The sequence below is a fragment of the Pseudoalteromonas sp. S3260 genome, from assembly GCF_005886925.1.
GTDB lineage: Bacteria > Pseudomonadota > Gammaproteobacteria > Enterobacterales > Alteromonadaceae > Pseudoalteromonas > Pseudoalteromonas tetraodonis.
This window is the reverse complement of record NZ_PNCV01000406.1, coordinates 1-335: the sequence shown is the minus strand read 5'-3', so window position 1 is coordinate 335 and position 335 is coordinate 1. Positions and strand designations below refer to the sequence as shown.

Sequence of the window (335 nt, the reverse complement as noted above, 5' to 3'; positions counted from 1 at the left end):
GCGTGCTGGTGAGCAAGGCCGAGGCTTTGCGGTGGTAGCTGATGAGGTAAGGCAGCTTGCACAACGCACACAAAAGTCGACCGGAGAGATCCAAGGGATCATTAGCGAGCTCAATAGCCGCAGTGAGCAGGCGGTCACTATTGCTGAGCAAGGGCGTAAAGAGTCGCAACAAGGCCTTGATGAAGTGCAACTAAGCACCGAAAAACTCAGTGGTATTGCTCAGGCGGTGGCCAATATTAACGACATGGCGAATCAAATGGCTGCGGCTGTTGAAGAGCAGGCTCATGTGGCTGAGGATATTAACCAGCAAGTGGTCAGTATTGCCGGCCTGGCTG

The 335-nt window shown here is 53.7% G+C and carries 1 protein-coding gene; it reads left to right on the top strand.

Annotated features, from left to right (window positions below; translation table 11 throughout):
* Positions 1 to 335, top strand: a 335-nt coding sequence (locus CWC14_RS18980; protein WP_249928797.1) for a methyl-accepting chemotaxis protein, incomplete at both ends; no start/stop codon positions are given.